Source organism: Nitrosomonas ureae, from assembly GCF_001455205.1.
In the GTDB taxonomy this organism is placed as follows: domain Bacteria; phylum Pseudomonadota; class Gammaproteobacteria; order Burkholderiales; family Nitrosomonadaceae; genus Nitrosomonas; species Nitrosomonas ureae.
This window is the reverse complement of the sequence record NZ_CP013341.1, coordinates 12084-29991: the sequence shown is the minus strand read 5'-3', so window position 1 is coordinate 29991 and position 17908 is coordinate 12084. Positions and strand designations below refer to the sequence as shown.

20 protein-coding genes and 3 pseudogenes are annotated in these 17908 nt (G+C 43.5%); 13 read left to right on the top strand and 10 right to left on the bottom strand.

Going from position 1 to position 17908, the window contains the following annotated elements; translation table 11 throughout:
- Positions 1-53 precede the first annotated feature (53 nt).
- Positions 54-428 (bottom strand): DUF6746 family protein, encoded by a 375-nt coding sequence (locus tag ATY38_RS00185; RefSeq protein ID WP_062557505.1) that lies wholly within the window; start codon positions 426-428, stop codon positions 54-56.
- Between the two features lie 289 nt (positions 429-717).
- Here ATY38_RS00185 and ATY38_RS16315 point away from each other — a divergent pair.
- The 5 genes and pseudogenes from ATY38_RS16315 to ATY38_RS00165 form a co-directional block, all read left to right on the top strand.
- A pseudogene (locus ATY38_RS16315) lies at positions 718-853 on the top strand (transposase); the annotation flags it as partial.
- Positions 854-933: 80 nt separating this feature from the next.
- Positions 934-1626: pseudogene (locus ATY38_RS16310) on the top strand (transposase); the annotation flags it as partial.
- Positions 1592-1861, top strand: coding sequence for a hypothetical protein (locus tag ATY38_RS00170; protein WP_143023435.1), 270 nt, complete (start codon positions 1592-1594; stop codon positions 1859-1861). The pseudogene ATY38_RS16310 and the gene ATY38_RS00170, both read left to right, overlap by 35 nt.
- Before the next feature lie 445 nt (positions 1862-2306).
- A pseudogene (locus tag ATY38_RS16305) lies at positions 2307-2530 on the top strand (transposase); the annotation flags it as partial.
- A gap of 114 nt (positions 2531-2644) precedes the next feature.
- Positions 2645-3844 carry an endonuclease/exonuclease/phosphatase family protein gene (locus tag ATY38_RS00165; RefSeq protein ID WP_235590345.1) on the top strand — a complete coding sequence of 400 codons (1200 nt, stop codon included), beginning with the start codon at positions 2645-2647 and terminating at the stop codon, positions 3842-3844.
- Positions 3845-3887: 43 nt separating this feature from the next.
- On the opposite strand, the gene ATY38_RS00160 is transcribed toward ATY38_RS00165, so the two are convergent.
- Complete coding sequence (locus tag ATY38_RS00160) at positions 3888-4187, bottom strand: hypothetical protein (protein ID WP_062557503.1); 300 nt, start codon at positions 4185-4187, stop codon at positions 3888-3890.
- 747 nt (positions 4188-4934) lie between these two features.
- Here ATY38_RS00160 and ATY38_RS16170 point away from each other — a divergent pair.
- A complete protein-coding gene (locus ATY38_RS16170) occupies positions 4935-5159 on the top strand; it encodes a hypothetical protein (protein ID WP_062557502.1) in 225 nt (74 codons plus the stop codon).
- Positions 5087-5290, top strand: coding sequence for a DUF4231 domain-containing protein (locus tag ATY38_RS16985; protein ID WP_082632961.1), 204 nt, complete (start codon positions 5087-5089; stop codon positions 5288-5290). Before ATY38_RS16170 ends, ATY38_RS16985 begins: the two co-directional genes overlap by 73 nt.
- Here the strand turns inward: ATY38_RS16985 and ATY38_RS16165 are convergent.
- Entirely contained in the window at positions 5229-5438 is a 210-nt protein-coding gene (locus ATY38_RS16165; RefSeq protein WP_062557501.1) for a hypothetical protein, read from the bottom strand. The genes ATY38_RS16985 and ATY38_RS16165 overlap by 62 nt on opposite strands.
- Positions 5439-5594: 156 nt before the next feature.
- On the opposite strand from ATY38_RS16165, the gene smbP reads away from it, so the two are divergent.
- On the top strand, positions 5595-5939 hold the full coding sequence (gene smbP, locus ATY38_RS00145) for a small metal-binding protein SmbP (RefSeq protein ID WP_062557500.1): 345 nt from the start codon (positions 5595-5597) through the stop codon (positions 5937-5939).
- 48 nt (positions 5940-5987) lie between these two features.
- Here smbP and hemH read toward each other — a convergent pair whose 3' ends face one another.
- Positions 5988-7073 (bottom strand): ferrochelatase, encoded by a 1086-nt coding sequence (hemH, locus tag ATY38_RS00140; protein ID WP_062557499.1) that lies wholly within the window; start codon positions 7071-7073, stop codon positions 5988-5990.
- Positions 7074-7211: 138 nt separating this feature from the next.
- Positions 7212-8231: a heat-inducible transcriptional repressor HrcA gene (gene hrcA / locus ATY38_RS00135; RefSeq protein WP_062557498.1), complete on the bottom strand. Its 1020-nt coding sequence runs from the start codon at positions 8229-8231 to the stop codon at positions 7212-7214.
- A 294-nt stretch (positions 8232-8525) separates the two neighbouring features.
- On the opposite strand from hrcA, the gene ATY38_RS00130 reads away from it, so the two are divergent.
- On the top strand, positions 8526-9398 hold the full coding sequence (locus tag ATY38_RS00130) for an NAD kinase (RefSeq protein WP_062557497.1): 873 nt from the start codon (positions 8526-8528) through the stop codon (positions 9396-9398).
- A 25-nt stretch (positions 9399-9423) separates the two neighbouring features.
- The gene (recN, locus tag ATY38_RS00125) at positions 9424-11103 is read left to right on the top strand and encodes a DNA repair protein RecN (protein ID WP_062557496.1); all 1680 of its coding nucleotides are present in this window, start codon (positions 9424-9426) and stop codon (positions 11101-11103) included.
- An 88-nt stretch (positions 11104-11191) separates the two neighbouring features.
- Here recN and ATY38_RS00120 read toward each other — a convergent pair whose 3' ends face one another.
- The 4 genes from ATY38_RS00120 to ATY38_RS16295 all read right to left on the bottom strand — a co-directional run bounded on the left by ATY38_RS00120 (position 11192) and on the right by ATY38_RS16295 (position 14506).
- A complete protein-coding gene (locus tag ATY38_RS00120; RefSeq protein WP_062557495.1) occupies positions 11192-11437 on the bottom strand; it encodes a hypothetical protein in 246 nt (81 codons plus the stop codon).
- Between the two features lie 209 nt (positions 11438-11646).
- Positions 11647-13119: a fused MFS/spermidine synthase gene (locus ATY38_RS00115; RefSeq protein WP_235590343.1), complete on the bottom strand. Its 1473-nt coding sequence runs from the start codon at positions 13117-13119 to the stop codon at positions 11647-11649.
- 87 nt (positions 13120-13206) lie between these two features.
- Complete coding sequence (locus tag ATY38_RS16300; protein ID WP_235590341.1) at positions 13207-13776, bottom strand: amidohydrolase family protein; 570 nt, start codon at positions 13774-13776, stop codon at positions 13207-13209.
- Entirely contained in the window at positions 13730-14506 is a 777-nt protein-coding gene (locus ATY38_RS16295) for a hypothetical protein (protein ID WP_235590339.1), read from the bottom strand. The genes ATY38_RS16300 and ATY38_RS16295 overlap by 47 nt, the downstream gene beginning before the upstream one ends.
- 758 nt (positions 14507-15264) lie before the next feature.
- Between ATY38_RS16295 and ATY38_RS00105 the strand changes: the two genes are divergently transcribed.
- The 3 genes from ATY38_RS00105 to ATY38_RS00095 all read left to right on the top strand — a co-directional run bounded on the left by ATY38_RS00105 (position 15265) and on the right by ATY38_RS00095 (position 17260).
- On the top strand, positions 15265-16020 hold the full coding sequence (locus ATY38_RS00105; RefSeq protein WP_074701428.1) for a hypothetical protein: 756 nt from the start codon (positions 15265-15267) through the stop codon (positions 16018-16020).
- A gap of 90 nt (positions 16021-16110) precedes the next feature.
- Entirely contained in the window at positions 16111-16701 is a 591-nt protein-coding gene (locus ATY38_RS00100; protein WP_158441747.1) for a HEAT repeat domain-containing protein, read from the top strand.
- Between the two features lie 97 nt (positions 16702-16798).
- On the top strand, positions 16799-17260 hold the full coding sequence (locus ATY38_RS00095; protein WP_062557491.1) for a hypothetical protein: 462 nt from the start codon (positions 16799-16801) through the stop codon (positions 17258-17260).
- 432 nt (positions 17261-17692) lie between these two features.
- On the opposite strand, the gene ATY38_RS15985 is transcribed toward ATY38_RS00095, so the two are convergent.
- Complete coding sequence (locus ATY38_RS15985) at positions 17693-17857, bottom strand: hypothetical protein (RefSeq protein ID WP_158441746.1); 165 nt, start codon at positions 17855-17857, stop codon at positions 17693-17695.
- Positions 17858-17908: the final 51 nt, after the last annotated feature.

Genomic DNA, 17908 nt, shown 5'->3' with positions numbered 1-17908 from the left:
GTCTTCATTTTATGAAACTTTGGACTCCTTGAAAATCAGAATACATCATTATTTCATTTTATTACTTGACGTGCGGTTTCCAGGTAGCGAAGACCCTGATTCTTTACTACTTCAGCGTCCGCAGTTTCTGAAGCCACATGTATTTTTTCTAGTGTTTCTGCCAGCTCTACGAATTCTTCGTTAATTTTTTTCAGTGCTGTTTCTAAAGTGTAGGTCAGTTGATGTACAGTATGTAATTCCTCAGGAGTCAAACTTTCTTTGGTCAGAATTTCTTCTAATTTGGCATTGTGTTCAGAAAAGTTAATTACTGCCTCTCTCAGCGTGTTCGCTGACTTGCCCTTAAAATGATCTGGTCGTTCATTCGCTGACGTAAATGTCGTAAGGCCTAAAATAAGTATGCTTGCTGCTAAAAATGCCGATTTTTTCATATTTAACTCTCTTAAATAATCTTTTTAGTGATTCAATTAAATCAATTTATTCATGGTTGAAGAAGAAAATTGCGATAGATACAGCAAGTGCCATGAAAATCCTGTACTTGCGCGCTATCAAAAGACAGCAGTGTCAACCAAATGCATACTAGTATATAATAATGATTATCATTTGCAACATATTAAATAATATCAGGTAATCACCCGGCTACGCCGGGACTGACAGAGGTTTGAGCGAATGAAGCGGTCGCCCCGATTTTTAAGCTTTGCCAAAAGCTAGGAGAATCAGATGAGAGATTACCAGAGACTGACGCATACGACGTGGGATTGTAAGTATCACGTGAGTATTTATTCCGAAAAAACGAAAGAAGATGATATTTGGAGCAATCCGTAAGTATTTAGGAGAAGTGTTGCATGATTTAGCGGAGTAAAAGGGTAATCTTCCCCAATATTAAAGGTGCAATACAGTAGGATTTTCTATTTTAAACGAAGAGGAATTTTACTGATGAAGAAGCAGCGATTTACGGAAAGTCGGATCATACCGATATTGAAGCAAGCTGAGGGTGGTGTTCCTGTGGCTGATTTATGTCGAGACATGGGATGAGCAGTGCGGTTTTTTATAAATGGCGCAGCAAGTGTGGCGGAATGGATGCAGCCGATGCTATCGGAAATGAAGGCAATAACTGAAGAAAACAAACAGCTGAAACGAATGTATGCGGAAAGCCAGCTGCAGAATGAATTGCTGAAGGAGGCGCTTGGAAAAAAGTGGTAAATCACCTGACCGCGCAAGGTGATAGCGCAGTGGGTGGTACAGAACAAGTCTGTTCGTATCGTTTTGGCTTGTGCAACGTTTGGCATCTCTGAAACCTGCTATCGCTATCGACGGGTACTCAACGCTGAGAACGAGGAAATCGCCGATTGGTTGCTACGGCTGACGACCTGTCACAAACGTTGGGGCTTTGGCATATGCTTCCCTTATTTGCGCAATGTGAAAGGTTTTGAATGGAATCACAAACGTGTGTATCGTATTTATCGAGAGCTGGAACTGAATTTACGGATCAAGCCGCGCAAGCGGTTAAAACGGGAGAAGCCGGAACTGCTGGCTGTGCCAGAACAATCCAATGATACATGGTCGATGGACTTTATAGCTGATCAGCCCACCAATGGCAGGTCGTACCAGACCTTCAATGTTCTGGACAGGAAAACCACAGCAAAATACCTACGTTAAACGCTATGATATGTGGTGTGATACTAAGCATAATATCGAAATTGCTAGCAAAATTGGGAAATTGCAGTATTGGGCAAACTCTGTTTGGGTTACGCCCGATAAAAGAACAAAAAAGAATGCGGTTAATTTAACAGTAGCATTAAACACTTTTGCTTCGGAAAAAGCTGACGCGTGGCTTGTTGCATTGGCTGCTCATTCGCAATAATCCCTGGGAAATAAGTCAATTATTTGTACAAATGAAATAGACGATTTAAAATCAATTAAAAGAATCATGCTTCCAGATGCCGCCCAATCCCAAAATGTTCAATCAATCAATCAATTAATTTATTTGCTGTGCTGAGACAGTATTCCTGGAAAAACTTCCAGTTTGAAATATGAAAAATCAACTAAAAACAAAATAATTTCCCAAATGAGATGGATGACGTACTCCTTCGAATGCTATCAACCCCGTCTCAAAAATCAAAATCAAAGAAAAAACCCAAAAAATCAGACAAGTAATTGTTTGTAATCAATCTTTATATACTTGGATTTCTTAAGTATATAATTGCCTTGAAAATGGGGAGAATTACCCCCGAATCAATATGAAATGGAAACGGAAAAATTGAAAAAAATCGCTTAACTGGATCGTTCTATTTTACTTGACTACTACGGTATCGCATGCGATAGGTTACATCAAGGGGAAGAACGCGCTATCGATAGGGTGCCAAATTATGGGAAAGCAAGAAACTTTACGGGCGAAAATTTCTGAGCACGAGGTTATTTTGTATCAATAGTCGGATTGGATGAAGAGATGGTAAGGGAATACATCCGTAGCCAAGAAAAAGAAGACGAACATTATGATCAGCTCAAATTTGGGATCCGATGCTGTCTTTAGGCAGAGCCAGCTTTCGCTCCTCTGATGAGTTAATAAATATAAGCCTCCGGCTTTGCCGGAGATAATTTAACTTAACTTGACGAGAAATAGATATAACACGATAGAATCACTACTTTGAATAAAGTTGAATATGGCTGGATAGTTATTTATTTTGAAAAATCGAATGACTATCAGACCAAAACGCGACTACCACAAGGAAGTGAATATATTTTTCAACTGATGTTAGCTACGTTCCTGATTACAACTGCAATATTAGCCATTCTGACAATTTTGCCACTCAGCCGCCATGAGGCATGGTGGATACGGGGGCTCGACTTTCCACGATTGCAGCTTTTTCTAGCGCTGCTGTCCACACTCGTCCTGGAATTGTTGCTGCTCGATTTGTCATCGTGGCAAGCATGGGGACTCGTTGTGGTTGCATTGGCGTGCCTTGTCTATCAAGCATGGTGGATTGTCCCTTATACGCGGATATTTCCCTTAGAAGTAAATGCCGCAAACAATTCCGATAGTCAAGGTCGAATTAAAATTATTACCGCCAATGTTTTGATGACAAATCGGAATGCACAAGGATTGATTACACTGATTCGCGAATGTCAACCGGATATTCTGGTAACTCTGGAATCCGATATCTGGTGGCAAACGCAGTTGGATATCCTGGAAACCGATTATCCCTATACAATCAAGTGCCCGCTGGATAATCTTTATGGCATGCATGTTTATTCCAGATTTCCAATGATGAACACTCAAATCGAATATCTGGTGGAGCCGGACAAGCCGTCAATGCATGCGCTTGTACTTCTGCCATCGGGACACAGAATTCGCATACATTTCCTGCATCCGGCACCTCCCAGCCCAACGGAAAATAGTGAATCTTCCGAGCGTGACGCAGAGCTTGTGATCATTGCTAAAAGTGTCGCCGATACCAACGTGCCGGTTATCGTGACCGGGGATTTGAATGACGTGGCCTGGTCTGCAACCACGCGATTATTCAGAAAAATAAGTGGATTGCTTGATCCAAGAGTAGGGCGCGGTATGTTTAATACTTTTCATGCCAACTACTGGTTTTTACGTTGGCCGCTAGATCATCTGTTTCACAGCAAGCACTTCTCACTTCAGAATTTGAAAAGACTCAGAAGCTTTGGTTCGGACCATTATGCACTCTTCACCGAGCTAGTACTAACCGCTGACCGTAATAATGAAGATAACGGTCTGGACGCAGATGCCGATGATTTAGCTTGGGCTAAGCGCAAAACAGAAAACCAGAATGTTAATAAGAGTGATGTCCCCCAACCTGAAAAACATTCAGTGATCTAACGCATTGTTTGATGTGTCAAAATTTTTTCTGATACGAGGTTATTCACAGGCTACGGAGGTGCGAGAACATACATTCAAACAAATTGCCCACAAGAAAATCGCCTAACATGTTTGTTTGAGTGGGATACACGGCCAGTAAGCTTTGCTTGTTGTTTTCGTGCTTCTCAACGCCAACGTTATGCTTGAGAAAAAAGGATATAAAGTGGTATCCATCCGCGATAAAAAAGCGTGTGACGAAATAGCAGTCGGTTCTGTCGATTGCGCGCAAAGCGTGATTTCCGCCGAATATCCCTTTATGCCATTCAGCAATGCCGGAAGGGCGTATTCGGAGTATCAAAAACAAAGATATTTTTGCAGGATGGTTTCATCGATCGATACTCGGAATACAGATTGGTATTTCCAGCGGCACTTCGATTGCTTTTGTACATTATGCCTGATGAATTTCCCTTCCACGCAAATTGGAAAACTTCCGAGTGTAATAAGCGTATTGCCAGCTACTTCCTACAGTCGATCACGTCGTTCCACGTTTAGAGGGGTGGCATAGATGAAGAATCAAGCTGGGAGTATGCACATCTCAGTTAAGAAATAGCGCTAAGTCAAACTGGTTTCTTGAAAAAACTTAGTTGGGTGCTTCATTCACCAGGGTGCATAGACGACTGGGATGGCTGGATTTACTGGTATGTAAAATACATCGGACAACAGGCAGAGTTCTTAATAGATAAGTATCTTAAATCCTGGTATCGTGCTATTAAAAGTTCGATTGAATAGGATGCGATGCTCAACCGGACTCAATCTGCTAGGCGGAGCGAGATCAAAATATAATCTAGAATCAAATTCAAGATTCCGCTCCTGTTGCCTCAGCAAGAAGTACAATGTTCGTAAATAATAATGCATAACAACAAGCTCAACCCCTGACTTTCAAGGGCTATTTTTTGATGTACCGCACAAGCGCAGTGCCAGCGGATTCGTGAGCATTTAACCATTCCAGGAGCATTTATGCAAGATACCGACAAGAATTCCACCAGCTCCGAATTATCTGGAGCTGGAAACCCGCTGATTATGTTGAGCAACGCGCGAAGCAGTACTAAGTGTGGTACCACAAAAAAGCCGTCTCAGCGAAAGCCATCTTCTTCGTATGCGCACAGCAATTGTTCTGGGCGGCATCATTGTTTCTGTAATTGTGAATAGCGCTCTTCCTGCAAAAGAAATGTTGGCTTCAATTATCAGTCTTATCGTAGTTGCATGTGCTGCTCTGGAAGCGTGTATCACTACCGGGAGCAGTGGAAGAATTACCGCTCTACGGAGCAATTCCTAGGCCGCGAACAAGTGTTCTTCCTTACTGGAGAAGGTGGCTACAAAGAGTTCAAGTCAGCCCAAGCAGTATTCATTTATTTCGTCGAGCGCTGCGAAAAGGTGCGATCGAAACAGAAAATGCATCAACCTTGAATGTAATGACTTTTGCATAACAAGAAGCAACGACAACCAAGACAGCTAAGGAGGATGCCAATGGCAAATTCATCATTTTACCAGACTTGCGTGAAACGCAACTCATGCCGATGAGTTCTGGACCAAATTGCATAATAGTAATAATCATGGACAAGTATCCCGGAACATTTGAATTAGGTATATACTCAAAGCGTGCTGGCGGCTTTAATAATGGTTGAATAGCAGTTTAAAGTTCAGTTCAGTCACTGAGATTTTTCAGAAATTTAGTGCTATTAACATATTGTTATAAAAAGGAGAGATCATTATGAAATTGATATCAACAGCAATCGTAGCCGGAACATTCGCATTTTTTATCGGCACCCAGGCTTGGGCATCGGATGCGGGTCATACCTCTGAGGCGATGGAGCATGCAGGAAAAGCTCAGGCTCACGGTGAAATGGGGCATGCCAAGGAATCACTTTCGCATGCAAAAGAAAGTTTGGCGCATGCAAAAGAAGCTGGCAAGGAGCATGCTGAAGCCCATAAACACATGGATGAAGCGATCAAGCATTTGGAAGAGGCAATTAAGCATGCTGAAATGGGCCATGGCCAGGAGTCTGCTAAACATGCCGAAGAAGCGATGAAACATATGCGCCAATCCGGTCATTGATGAGTTAAGGTTATTTCCCCTCGAGTTCACGAGGGGAAAATTTATGGATTAGCTTTTTGCACCCATTTCCAAAGCCAGCTTTCTCGATAATTGCGTGGCCTCTTCGGAAACTTCATTATCCAGCCACCCATGCAGATGGCTGCATGTAATATCCGCCAATGCTTGAATCCAGTCGTTGCGCTCATTCAGACAAGGAATATAATGAAATTCCTTACCGCCAGCTTGAACAAATATACTTTTCGCTTCAATTGCGATTTCTTCCAGTGTTTCCAGACAATCGGATACAAAACCGGGGCATATCACATCGACCCGTTGTGTTCGTGACTTGCCCAATTCCTCCAGAGTAACAGCGGTGTAGGGTGTTAGCCATTTGGCTTTGCCGAATCGCGATTGAAAGCAAACGGTGTATTGGTTTGCGTCCAAAGTCAATGCTTCAGCAAGTAGCCGTCCGGTTTTTTGACATGCGCAATGATAAGGATCACCTTTATCTAAGCTTGAGCGCGGTGTGCCGTGAAAGCTGATAATTAATTTGTCTGGGCGTCCGTGTGCACTCCAGTAATCGCGCACATTGTGGGCGAGTGCCGCGATGTAAGCCGGATGATCGTGGTATTGTTTGACAGTACGTATAGCAGGTTGATTACGCATCCGGCTTAATATCATGAAGACATTATCCATTGCCGCTGCGGTGCTGCTGGCAGCATATTGGGGAAAGAGCGGAATGACCAGAATGCGCTCGCAACCTTGTGCCTGCATGTTTTGTAGAACGGTGGTCACAGAGGGTTTGCCAATGTTCATCGCGTATTCGACCATGGGTGGATTTTTTAGCCGGGCCTGTAACATTTCCCGTAACAGTTTTGTTTGCCGTTCAGTATGTACTTTAAGCGGTGAGCCTTCCGGCATCCAGATTTTTGTGTATTTTTCTGCTGATGCCTTAGGTCTGAAAGGCAGAATAAAACCATGCAGAATTGGCCACCAAATTAGCCGGGGCACTTCAATGACACGAGGATTGCTGAGAAACTCCTTGAGATACGGGCGTAGTGCCTGAGCCGTTGGTGCGTCAGGTGTTCCTAAATTTATTAATAGTACGCCGGTTCGATTGCGCGAACCATGCTGATAGTGAGATTTTGAGGTCATGGATTCTAAAAATTACCTTCATCTGAGAAAATTAATTAACAGTATTTGGGTAGTACTGAATTACCGGTTGAATGAAAGAATGCAATGGTATTGCGGGTACTTCATTGATGGCGAGTAATAAATCCGGTGGATACAAGCTCAATGCTGTGACAGACTGTTGGAAAGCAGTTTTGCAGTAATGTCGACAATTGGGATAATGCGCTCATACGCCATGCGTCTAGGGCCGATCACACCGACCGTGCCTACAATTTTTCCTTCCATCTCATAAGGTGCGGTCACCACGCTAAATTCTTCCAGCGATGTGCTATCGGATTCGCCACCAATAAAGATTTTTACACCGTGTGCCTGCCGGCTTAATTCGAGCAATTGCAACAGCTTGGTTTTGCGTTCAAATAGCTCAAATAAATTTTTCAAGCTATTCAAGTTATCAGAGAAATCATCAACTTGTAAGAGATTATGCTCTCCGGTTAGCACCACGGCTTCGCTGCTTTCATTGACTGCATCGCCACCCATTTCAATCGCGGCACTCATGAGGCTGATCATCTTACTACGCAATTGCTTTAATTCGCTGCCCAAGCGACTGCGAATCTGATCCAATGTACAGCCTGCGTAGTTCTGGTTAATGAAATTACCGGCTTCGATCAGATCGGATTGGCTATAAGGAGTATTCGTAAAGAGAATGCGGTTTTGCACATCGCCCTCAGGTGTTACGATAATCAGCAGAATGCGCTTCTCGGATAATGCCATAAATTCCACATAACGGAATATTGCGCCTTTCCGCTTTGGCGTAATCACGACACCGGCAAAACGGGTCAATTCTGATAACAACTGTGAAGCCGCGCTGATCAGGCGTGAAGGATTGTCAGGATGAAGCTGATTTTCCAGATGATTCAATTCAATTTTATCCAATGTTTTTACTACCAGCAGCGTGTCCACAAAAAGACGATATCCCTTCGGAGTTGGAATCCTTCCCGCTGAAGTATGCGGACTGACCACGAGCCCCATTTCCTCCAGATCCGCCATCACATTACGAATAGTCGCCGGACTGAGATCAAGTCCGGAAAATTTTGATAGTGAACGCGAGCCTACTGGTTGGCCTTCGTGGATATACCGTTCTACCAGTGTTTTCAATAATATCTGTGCACGTTCATTTAGCATGGCGTAATTCTACACGAATCAGCAGAATCCATAGTTTGGTTGTAAGAGTAATTTGTCGAATCTCATCTATGCTAAACTTCCTCGATGGTGGATTTCCCTGATGAATTTGGCGTTGCAATCGTAGTATAGGTACTTTTGAGAGGATTTGTATTGTCGATTAGCTATGTTCAATTTGGTTATTTTCAACTTTGCTTAAATTGTTTTGGAGATTAACCTGTTTAATTTTAGAAATAACTTTAGTATTTAAATTTAATTTTTTCGCAATACAATTAAAGTAGGCTATTTTCCTGAGTCATGAATTCCTCATTTTCCACCATCGCGCTGATCGGCAAACATAAAAATCCTGAAATTGCGATACCACTGTTGAATTTGGCGGAATATTTAACGGCGAAGAATTACACCGTTCTGCTGGATCATCTCACGGCATCACAGATTGGTAGTGATAAATATCCGGTACTGACTCTGGAGGATATCGGCGCACAGGCCGATCTGGCGGTAGTAATGGGGGGTGATGGCACCATGTTAAATATCGCACGAATGCTGGTTTCCTATGATGTGCCCTTAATCGGTATTAATCAAGGAAGGCTTGGTTTTCTTACTGATTTATCGGTAGACACAATGTTTGCATCCCTTGATGAAATACTTGCGGAGAATTACATTACCGAGAGACGCATGCTGCTATATGCCGAAATTATTCGTGATGGTGTCAGCGTTTTTGGCAGTTTAGCATTCAACGATGTGGTTCTCTATCGCGGCATGAGCAGCGGCATGATTGAATTTGAAGTAAGAGTCAATAGCGAGTATGTCAATACACTGCGTGCCGATGGATTGATTGTGACGACACCGACCGGATCGACTGCTTATGCGCTGTCCTCCGGCGGTCCGATTTTGCATCCCGGACTGGATTTGATAGCGCTGGTGCCAGTTTGCCCGCATACCCTCAGCAATCGCCCCATCGTGATCGGACCGGAAGCTATTGTTGAAATTCAGATACAAAGTTGTGCGAATGTCCGCATAAATTGTGATAGTCATTCCTGCTTTGATCTGGATCTGACGGACAGCATTATCGTACGACGCTTTCCCAAAACAGTGCGATTGTTACACTCGGTCAATCATAGTTATTACCGCATGCTCAGAGAGAAATTGGGTTGGAGTGAGTTTCCCTGATGGACTTCGCACGGAATGCACTTTCATGCTAAGGCACCTGAGTATAAAAGATTTTGTCATTGTTGAGCGTATTGAGCTTGATTTTATGTCCGGCTTTACAGTTCTGACTGGAGAAACGGGCGCAGGAAAATCGATTCTAATTGACGCGCTGGCATTAACCTTGGGTGAGCGCGGCGATGCCAGCCAGATAAGATTGGGTTGTGAACGTGCTGAAATTAATGTAACTTTTGATATCAATCACTTGCCAGAGCTATTGCACTGGTTGAATGACAATGACTTGCAGGGTGATGCCAATAGCTGTCTGATGCGTCGTATTATAGAAACCAGCGGTCGTTCGCGTAGTTATATTAATGGCCATGCGGCTACACTCCAGCAATTACGTACTGCGGGGGAGTATCTGGTAGCCATTCACAGTCAGCATGCGCATCAATCCCTATTGCAGAAAGACGTACAACGCGAGCTGCTCGATGCTTTTGCAGGTAGGGATGATTTGACACGAGCGGTTAAGCTGACTTATCAGCACTGGCAAGATTGTCATCAGCGAAAGGTAGCTATGCAGCATCGGGCAGCGGAATCAAAGGACAAGCGTGAGCAGCTCGAGTGGCAATTGCAGGAATTGGAAACGTTAAATGTTACGCCAGAGGAATGGCAAGCCTTGCAAGCCGATCATCTCCGGTTGTCCCATGTGGCTGCTTTGCTTGCTGCAGCGGATACGAGCATGGATACCTTATCTGAGAGTGAATATGCTGCACTGATGCAAATCAATGCTGCAAAAAATCAATTGCAGGATTTATTGGAGTTTGATCAGCAGCTCAGATCCATTACCGATTTGCTTGATTCCGCACAAATCCAGCTGCAGGAGGGGATTTACGAATTGAAGCATTATCGCCAGAATCTGGACCTGGATCCCCAATTGCTGCAGGGGATCGAACAACGAATGTCCGAGATTCATGCGACGGCGAGAAAGTTTCGCGTAACACCGGAAGAATTACCGCATTTGCTCGATACGACTATCGGATTGTTGGAATCCTTGGACTCAGAATCGGATATCAATCATTTGCAAGTACTCGAAACTGCTGCGTTTACTAGCTATCGTAGTCAAGCCGAGATGCTAAGTCAGGTACGAAAAAAAGCCGGTAAAGAGTTGTCATTGCAGGTGACCGCGGCAATGCAGACGATTGCGATGGCTGGAGGTGAATTTTCAGTGTCATTAATGCCATTGGAAACAGGCAATGCCAATGGTCTGGAGCAGATTGAATTTCGGGTGGCTGCGCATCTGGGTCTGCCGTTGAGGCCCTTGACGAAGGTGGCTTCAGGAGGCGAGTTGTCACGCATCAGTTTGGCAATTCAGGTAATTACCAGTAAAGTGAACGTTGTACCTACACTCATTTTTGACGAGGTTGATGTCGGAATCGGGGGACAAGTCGCGGAGATTGTCGGTCTTTTATTAAAGAAGCTTGGAAAAGACCGGCAAGTTTTGTGCATTACTCATTTGCCGCAGGTAGCTGCGACTGGTGATCAACACTTGCACGTGATGAAATGTCTCAATCAACAAGAGAAAAATATGCAGGTTGTCAGCAAAATGGCGTTTCTAAGTCCGCAGGAGCGTATTGAAGAAATTGCTCGTATGCTCGGTGGCGTCAATATCACGGAAACCACGCGGCAGCATGCGGCAGAAATGCTGCAAGGCGGTGCTGGTGATTAGTTTACTAACCCTGCCAACCAACACATGTCAACGGCATGAGCAGGTTATATCCTGTTCAAAGAAGATTCAAATTTTTGAAAAGAAAGACTCAGTGACGATTCAATGCCGTTTCCAGCATCATTAAGGCAACGCTTTGCTGTATAGCAATTTGCTTGGGATCTTTTTCCTTAAGTGCTCCGTTTTGTATCTGTTCCCGGGTTATGTCGTAGTAAATTTTCTTTCCATTGCGTGAAAGTAGTGTCTTGTGGCGAATTCCACTGTCATTCAGTAACTTTAGTGCATGATTGCGACTGACACCTCCGAGTTCGTCTGATATTTCCTTTAAGCTAAGCATATATATTATTTTCCATTGTTGAAAAGTTAATTGGGTTATCCAGGAATAATGAAATCCTAAATAATTCAATGTGGTCATTTAAGATATAGTAAAAAATGGATAATCATTGCTTCAAAAATTTCATTACTTAATTTAAGCAGTAAATTAATAGTTTCTTAATGCGGAACTTCCTGTTTTATTGTCATCATGACGATGAACATGGTGCCTGCTTATCGGATAAAGTGACGGGTGCCGATTGACTCAACGATCATCCGTCGATAATGTTCGGATTTGCGGATTTGTAACAGTTCGAGGTTACTGTGGTTATCTGTCAAAATGGTTCCATGCGTTGTATCAATATCCAACAATCGCTGTTTTAGCCAGGTACGATCGGAAAAAGGTATTAAATCATCGTTCAAATTAATGGCATGATTTGTGGCGAGAAAAATAAAATCATTGAAATCGCTTCCAGGGTCGGAAATGAATATTTGTTGATGCGAGAAGACTTGTGCTAATGTTCTTGAAACAGAAGCCAGTGCCGGATTTTTACCCTGATCCAGAAACGAGACAAAATTCAATGCAAGTATCCCATGCTCTGAAAGCAAGTTGTGCAATTGGGTTAATGCTTCAACTGTCAATAGGTGCGTGGGTTCGGTGCCACCTGTGAAAACATCCAGAATGATTAAGTCATAAGGACCTTTGAGCTGGCGAATTTCATAACGTGCATCGCCGATGATTCTGTCCCCTGTGGGAATAAAGTCGAAGTATTTACTGGCCGCTTCGGCCACAGCCAGATCAATTTCCAACGTATCCGTTACAATTGCTGCCTTATTCAAAGTCGCAACCATATGCCCGGCACCTTGACCAATTAATAAGGCTTTCTCAATATTGGATGAAAGATGAGGGATCTGTGCCACAATCTTCTGATAGGTCAGGAGATTTTCTCCATGGCTGATACTGGCGGCACCAATGGTGGAAGCATCCGCAGTAAGCAAGCGGATATTCTCTTTGGGTTTGTCAATGACACGCACCCAACCATATAAGCTTTCCCGTTCAAATCGGGTTTGGAAAGTATTGCTGAATTCAGCTTCTCCGGAACTGGCAATAGCGGGATATAAGCCTAATCCTATAGCCATCAACAGGGCAGTCGGTACCATAGTCGTAATGGATTTGTTTAAATATTTTCGCTCTATCCACGCTACAGCCATTGCAAGTATCAGTAGTGATACTCCCAAACCCATAAAAATTTCGCGGGAACCGACCAAGGGAAATAAGTAAAAGCCGAGAAATAACGTACCAATCACACTGCCGACTGTACTTACCGCATAAATCGATCCCGTACTGGCACCTACGTTAGCCAAGGCGGAAGTGGATAATTTAACCGCAAATGGTCCGACCATGCCCAGCATAATTAAGCTAGGGGAGAATAAGATCAGTGTGCTGACAAAGCTACCCAAGCGTAAACCCAGTGGATCCGTGGCCAGTAGAACCGGGCCGGTCAGCCAGGGAATAATGAGTGTTAATAATCCGGAAGCTGCGATGATGAGGGATAGTCCGGATCGAGCTCGATCAGCCCAGATTCCTCCCAGATAATAACCGATTGCCAGTGCGATCAGCGTAACGGCAATGAGTGAAGTCCAGACGTAAAGACTGGCGCCGTAGAAAGGCGCAATCAGTCGTGTGCCCAGAAGCTCTATAACCATGACGGCCGCCCCGGTGAGGAATACAGTGCAATAAAGCCAAGCTTTGCCAAAAATAATTGAAGAGGGGGAAGGATTCATAGTTATTTTTTAGTTTCTTATCTTGTTTTTCTTAAAGTCGTTGACAATGATACGGCCACCGGAAATGACCAAATCGGGATATTCCAGTAATTTAAACCGTTCAAACGGATTGCCGCGAACGGCGATGATATCCGCCGGAGCTTGCTTCATTAATGTACCCAGCAAAGGGTTATTCAAATGTTTTCCCGCTTCGGAAGTGGCCGACCTGAATACTCGTAGCACATCATTAAAGTCAATGCCGTCAGGACTGGTTAAATTCAACATCAACACCAATTCTTCGGCATTGATACCCCATGGCACATTGTCGTGACCAATTTCAGATCCATAGATAAATTTTGACTTCGTTGATGTGTTATGGGACATAATATGTGCAAGCTTATGCGTATTGGCATGAATGCCGGTACAGGCGGAGAGGGTATCTACCGTGGTTACAAAGGTTACATCTTGCTCTACCGCGCGGTGTAACAGGTCGTCGCGAATTTCTGCACAAGGTATATGCGCCCACTCATCCACGCCACCATCCAGCGCTAGTTCAACACCGGTATTTTCGCCGACATGCGCAGCTACTTTCCGGTTCAATGCGTGTTGCCTTAGTTACTATCGCCTTGATAATATCCAAAGAAAGCAATGGCCATGGGGTTTGTGGAATTTCGCCATGCCCGTGATTCGACATCCAAGGTGCGCCTGCTTCACCACCGGGCTCCAATGAAATTTTGATTACCGTCGAGCCGCCTGCGACTAGATCCGTTACAATTTTTTCCGCTTCTTCAATGGTGGCAACAGCTACGCCAATGGTGCCGTATTTGTCATGAGCAGGAGTTCCGTGATGACCGAAAATATTTAATGGATAGCCATCGACCGCCTGAATGATTGGGCCAGCACTCAAAATCCGTAAGCTGCCATTTCCTCCCATTGGTTTTAGCAACGGCCCGCCGGTATCCCGTACAGTGGTTATGCCATGCTGCAACACCTTATCACCGGGAATATTTTGAAATGTAATATGTGCATGGGTTTCAATAAAACCCGGCAGAATGGTCGCATCACCCAATTTTATTTTTCTACTGCATAATCCCTTTAAGTGGCTTGCATCGCCGACTTGAACAATTTGATTACCTTTGACCAGGACGGCTGCATTCTCATGTAATTCGAAGCCATCGAAAACGCGCTGGGCACTAAGCACATAGCAATGATTACCTGCAGATGCTGTCGTCGAATCACCCTGTGCAAAACCATTCAGGCTGAACGTGAATGCCAGAGCCAGAATGGTCAGTTGAGTTGTGATTTTGAATTGATCAGTTTTTATTTCCATATAATTCCTAAGTAATCATTCTTATAAATTTAAATTCTTCACGGGAGCTATAGTGATCTTGCAGTGCATTTGAGAAGAACGAGGTTGTAATTAATCTTTGTAGAGAGCCGGTAATTTCTATCGACTTGGATTGATTATCTGGAATTGTAAGTAAAAAGATTGATACTGGTAATGCGACAAATTGTCGCACTCACATAAATACTGAGTGGGAATGATATTGATTAATTTCTTCTAACTAATTGTTCAATAATGATTCGTGTGTGTTTGTGAGGACTCCTGTGTCAATGCAATAATTGCCTGCGGCAATTTGTCACATTGTTTTTCCATCGTGTGATCCCTATCATCCGTCCCTGAAGAAATTGCCATCTATCGCCTGGTGATTTTTTTAAATGATGTCTCGTTGAAAAACCTCTTGTGGTGCGAACGCTTGTATCTATGAAAGTTTTTCTTCTTGCCGTAAGGAATGAGAAGACAAGCGATCAATAGATAATTAAGCGCAATTAATACCCCGCAGCTTGCTGCGGGGTTTTTTTTGAAAGGCGGTAAAGGTGCGACAATTTGTCACATTGCTTTTACCCGGTAGAGAAAATATTATCGCACCCTGAAATAAGTTCTTTTCTTCAAATAGTAAGGATTTTCAGGGATGTAAGAAAAGAATAATTTTTCAGTTGCCCTTTGAGATCCACCTCAAAAGGCAACCTTAGTAAGAGAAATATAAATCATTCTATTAATAAGTTAAAAAAAGGGGTCTTTGTAACATGTTAACAAAGCAATTTAAGTGTTTTACCCATACTGCCTTAGCGACAACTTTGCTGTTGGGTCTCTCACAAAACGTATTATCGCATACTCGCCTGGAAATTCCTGTAGGAACCGAGGGAGTCCGAATCACTAATAACGTAGTTATTGGACACGGATGTGGAGATGGAACCTTCACAACTAAAAGTTCAGTGGTTTTTCCTGACGGCGTTGATTCAATTGTTAAAGTTAATGGCACGGTTGCAACCGATACTATTGATGCGCATGTTGTAAATTGGGGTAATCTGTTTCAGAAAGTATTGGATCCCAGTGTTTTCAAAGCAGAAGATGAAAAGACCGATGATAGCGGGAATGTAGTAGGGTTTTATGTCAAAGATGGCAAAATGCCGGATCATTACGCAAGCTATCTCAAATTCAGAGCAGGCGCGGTTTTGTTTGAACCGACATCATGTGCTTCGAGCGTGAAAATTGTTTTGGCCATTGCGGATATTTGCAAGCCAACAACGATAGCAGGCTTTGCTGAGGGCAAACTTAACCTCTGGACACCGGCGGTAGGATCGGACTATGACGGCCCTGGTCTGCATGGTTTTGATTCCCCAGCTACTTATACAGTGACTCGTGACTTGGCTAACAATCCTCTGCCTGAGAATTGCTCAGCGACAGGCGACACGGTTGACTTAATTCCATCCGCGGCGCAGATCAATCGTGATTTGCCGATTAAAAACAAGAAGGGTGTGCAGATTTGGCCGAAACCATAAGAAAATTAGCCATGTATTAGCTTTTTGTTGAAAGAGGAGATGGGCGGTGTGGGAGCTCTTGTTCATCTCCTAATTTTTGAGGGGGCCATAATGTTGAAATTACCAAACCATAAGAACGGGATTGCCATGCCGTTCGTTATTTTTTTTATGGCAGCTATTGGATTTTCCAAATATGCGCTTGCGGATGAAGCGGCAGTGAATTCAGTTTCCAGCCTGAATGCAATTCAAATTTATTGCATGGCGGAACAAGGAGATGTATCAGAGTCGGACGCTGATTTTACCGAAGCGATTGTTAACCTTGCAGCATCGAATGACCCGGCGCAACGAGTAAATGCATTGTCGCAATTGGCGGTGAAGGGCTCGATTGAATCTGGAATTTTACAAAAAATCCTGCAAGCTGCGATTCAGGACACTAATCCGCAAGTCAGAGGACAGGCGGTTTATGCCTTTGCGCAACAAGGTTGCGGCGATCTATTCGTGGTACTTGAGCAAGCGCTGCAAGATACTGAGCTATCAGTGCGGTTGATGGCGTTGGATAGCTTGGGTGACGATGCAAGAAGCGTGGTATTGCTGCAGCAAGTGGTTGAAGACGAAGATGAAGCGCAAGCCATCAAAGATCTCGCAACCATGAAACTGGAAGCTTTGTCCGCAAGCAATCAGACTCAAGATAATGGTATTTAAATAAAGCACCTTAGGTACAGCGGTATTGTGAAAAGCTATATCTGATGATCGTTCAAATAAAGTGAATGGAAAAAATAATTTTTAAAGGAGTTTATTAATGCAATTCTCAAATGTTAAGGGAATGCTAGTTCCGGTTTTTGGATTATTGGCAATCTACGCCAGTACAGTTTCGGCGCATAACCAGACGGGTAGTTTTACCACCGGCTTGGCCGCAGCTGTGGATTTTTATCAAGCGACCTGTTTTGACGATGGTAACGGTACGCCATCCTATCTTGAAGCACAGGTTAAGGATATGACAGCAAGCACCTCTAAAGTCAGTATCCTGGCGTATAAAGGAACCAGCTGTACCACGAACAAGTGTGCGCAATTTAGTGTCGATACTACGGATAGTAATACCACATACAGCCCTTTGGTTAAGATTACGCAAGGATCCGGTGTGTACAGCATATTCGTTATGCATACCGCAGCAGGGACGGATAGTTATGATGTGGCATTTCATTGCAAAACATCAACCGGAGCGCATACGGGCACCAGTGTAGTATCAAGACAACAGCAGTAAGGCTTCTTCGGCTCAATCCAATTGTTGCAGATACTTGAGGCGAGAGCATTATCAAGCTTTGTGCCGCGAGAGCTCAGTTTCGTGGTTACAATCAAAACGAACGATAATGCTCAAGCCCTATCCGCATCTCAAATTTATACCTAACATCCTAAGAAACATAGCGAGAACCCATCAATCCTGAATCGAATTGACTTTTATCAGAATAAGACCATCCTGTTGTGTTTCAATAAAGCCGGATATTTTGTTAAGGTGATTGGAAAACTAATTATCGAGGTGAAGGATGAAAAGATCAGAAAAACAAAAGACTCTATTCAGAGCAATTTGAAAATGGAAGTGGTGTCATTGGTTGTGCCGGAGGCAATTTAACTTGAAACGTAAATGGCTTGCAAGTAATATTTATCAAACCTGATAATTTTACATTAATTCAAACAGCTATGTATTGTTTGCTCCATCTTGAGCTTCTAGCTTGGGACCATGCTGCAACATTATGAATCGCTGATTAATGCTATTGCACAGGGAAAATTCCTGAATTTGGTATGTTTCAGTACGGCCTATATCGTTGGTCGGTTGATACTGAAGCGTTCCGAATTGTGTCATCTTCCAGACTCGTGTTTGATAAAGCCACCAGATTTCTTGGCGATTCACCAA